This window comes from Mixta theicola (genome assembly GCF_002895925.1).
Classification (GTDB): domain Bacteria; phylum Pseudomonadota; class Gammaproteobacteria; order Enterobacterales; family Enterobacteriaceae; genus Mixta; species Mixta theicola.
The window spans coordinates 1-2,418 of sequence record NZ_NWUO01000035.1 but is presented as its reverse complement, the minus strand read 5'-3'; the positions used below and the strand labels follow the sequence as shown (position 1 = coordinate 2,418).

Sequence of the window (2,418 nt, the reverse complement as noted above, 5' to 3'; positions counted from 1 at the left end):
CGACTTCCGTAAGCCGAACGCGTGGCTGCTGCAGGCGCGGCAGAACCCGGCGTCGCCGCAGCCGGGAGAGATTGACGTGTTCGAGTGGCCGGGACGCTTTGTGGAGCACGCGCAGGGCGAAAAGTATTAACGACTATCCTGCAGCCCGCATTGGGGATCGCTTAACCTGCAGTGCTGAAATTTTTTCCGGCTCGCCTGATGTGTTTATCGGCGGAGAGAAGGTCCAGATTGATGAAATCAGCCCGGAAATACCGGAATGGATCAACTGGGCGATGCTGGGCGTTGGCGGCGCGGTGCTGGCAGTGCTTGCTTCTCCAGCCATCGCGGTACTGGGCACGCTTGGCGGTATGGGCGGTGGCTGGGCAGGCAGCTGTCTCAGCGGAGCGCTGTTTGGCGAAGGCAGCGACGGGCAGAAATGGATGATGCTGGCAGGCAGCCTGGCCGGGGGCGCTGCGGGCAGCAAAGGCGGAATAAAGTTCGATGCGTGGCGTCAAAACCGCCTGGCCAAAACTAATGGAGTTCCTGTATCGGAAGAGACTTTTCAAAAAATAAAATCATTGCCTAAAGGCACTAAACCTTTGCCAGAAACATATCTTCCCAGACGTTATGTAAATGAACATTTTAAAGAATTTGAAAGGGGTGCATCGCGCATAGTTGCAAGAAAAGACTATAATAAATATGGTTTAGGGAAGCCAGACGAATGGTCTTCAGAGTTTGTTGGTTCAAAAAGAAATATGGATAATATTATTGAGGTATCCAGAGGGAATTCTGAAATGATGTCAAATAGGCTTGGTATCCCTGTTGAGCAGTTTGAAAGCGGGAATTTATTAAAAGTAGAATTTTATCCCACTGAAAAGTATCAGCCTAAGATTCCGTCTGGCAATGAGTTTGGAGCAAGGGATACCGAACCTCTATGGCTTCCTGGCGGCAAGTTACCCAACGGAGACTGGGAGGCCGTTATTTCTACAAAAGATATGGTAAAAGGCGTGGATTACGAAGTTTTTGACTTTAAATCAGGTGATGTTTATGAATAGCGGAACGCTAATTTTTGTCAGAAAAGGTGATTTTTGTATTATAAAGTCAGGGAGTGAATATTATATGAGTGTCCTGTTCCCGAATTTCTATCAAAATTCACATTTCGATGTGAGTAAGGATTTTTTGATAGACATTCGTGATCTTATTGAAGGACGTGATTTTGATAAACTTTCGCTGTTAGCTGAGGATATAAGAAAAAATTATAAAAATTATATGGATAAGGAAGTAGAAGAAGTGGAGATTATTAAAAAAGAACTTATACAGTGAGTTGGATATTACGCCGTTTATTACTTAAAATCGGGTAGCTAAGTTCGAGCCCGTTAAGTAAATAACCATAGTTTCAATAACAGTCAGCCTTTTCCGGATGGGGTATTTATAGACCCTTCCGGATTAACGATTCCCTAATGCTGTTCATATTTCCGGGGTTAAAGGTTACAGCGATTTTTTAACGAGCAAAACCCGTATAGTTAATGGTTATTTCCTAAAATTTATGCTGTTATTTTAAAAAAGCAGATTACATCGTGCCAGCGTTAAAATATTTATCAATGAATTAGTGCCCGCTGTACCTGAACAGCATTGAAAAAATAAGCGCATTTATCTCAGGGAAATAAGGATGAACTTGCTGTGTCTGAATTTAATGCAGCGCGGGAACAGGATGAAATAGCCCATACAGCGTCTGAAGGATGGCTTATTGCTGGCGCGATAGGCGGGGCCCTGGTTGCTGCTGCGGCGACAGCAGTAACCGGAGGAGCCGCCTTAATCGTGGTTTCAGCCGTTGCGGCGGGAGCCTGTACTGGCGGCGGGCTGGGAGAGTTACTGGGAAGTATGTCGTGGGCTCCCCGTCACCATCAATAACGCCTTGCTTTCCTCCAGTATTAGCAGCGTCTCGTATTAGTCTGTTTATAGCATCAACATATTTATCAGGATGTTTACCACTGTGTAACAAACCTGACATTCCGTCAGTATTCTTATGAGTAGGCAGGAACACGCCATTACTTACGCCGTTAATATCTATTCCAAATTTATTTAATATATCTCTCGCAGGCTGTGCCCCTCTGGCGGTTTCCGGCACAATATGATGCGCTGCTGAGTTTTTCGGTCGTATTATTCCATTGTTTTCCATTGCTTTTGATAGTTTACAGCTTGTTAACCCCAATGGGTCGATCCACATCAGCGGATTAGGCGTATACTGATAAGGGTTGAGCCCTCCCGCCAGCCCTATCGGGTCCTGGCTGATATAAGACCTTATCAGCGGATCATAATAACGATGACGGTTATAGTGCAGGCCCGTTTCCGCATCGTAATACTGCCCCTGAAAGCGTAGCGGATTCTCAATCCGATTGCTATGTACCGTTCCTTTTTCTCCCCACGCGCCCTGCTGCA

General features: G+C 45.9%; 3 protein-coding genes and 1 pseudogene. 3 read left to right on the top strand and 1 reads right to left on the bottom strand.

The features are described 5' to 3' along the window. Positions 1 to 98: 98 nt before the first annotated feature. The 3 genes and pseudogenes from COO59_RS21705 to COO59_RS21760 form a co-directional block, all read left to right on the top strand. Positions 99 to 1,034, top strand: a complete 936-nt coding sequence (locus tag COO59_RS21705) for a PAAR domain-containing protein (RefSeq protein WP_240614177.1) — start codon at positions 99 to 101, stop codon at positions 1,032 to 1,034. Beyond that, positions 1,027 to 1,302 (top strand): hypothetical protein, encoded by a 276-nt coding sequence (locus COO59_RS20335; protein WP_103061456.1) that lies wholly within the window; start codon positions 1,027 to 1,029, stop codon positions 1,300 to 1,302. The genes COO59_RS21705 and COO59_RS20335 overlap by 8 nt, the downstream gene beginning before the upstream one ends. 357 nt (positions 1,303 to 1,659) lie before the next feature. After that, positions 1,660 to 1,758: pseudogene (locus COO59_RS21760) on the top strand (hypothetical protein); the annotation flags it as partial. Here COO59_RS21760 and COO59_RS20330 read toward each other — a convergent pair. Beyond that, positions 1,724 to 2,418 (bottom strand): RHS repeat-associated core domain-containing protein (locus tag COO59_RS20330; RefSeq protein ID WP_205960894.1); only part of this gene is annotated, 695 nt, incomplete at its 5' end. The pseudogene COO59_RS21760 and the gene COO59_RS20330 overlap by 35 nt on opposite strands.

Bases quoted from the DNA above. Each gene is read 5' to 3' on its own strand.
- COO59_RS20335 (WP_103061456.1), top strand. From the start codon at position 1,027: ATGAATAGCGGAACGCTAATTTTTGTCAGAAAAGGTGATTTTTGTATT.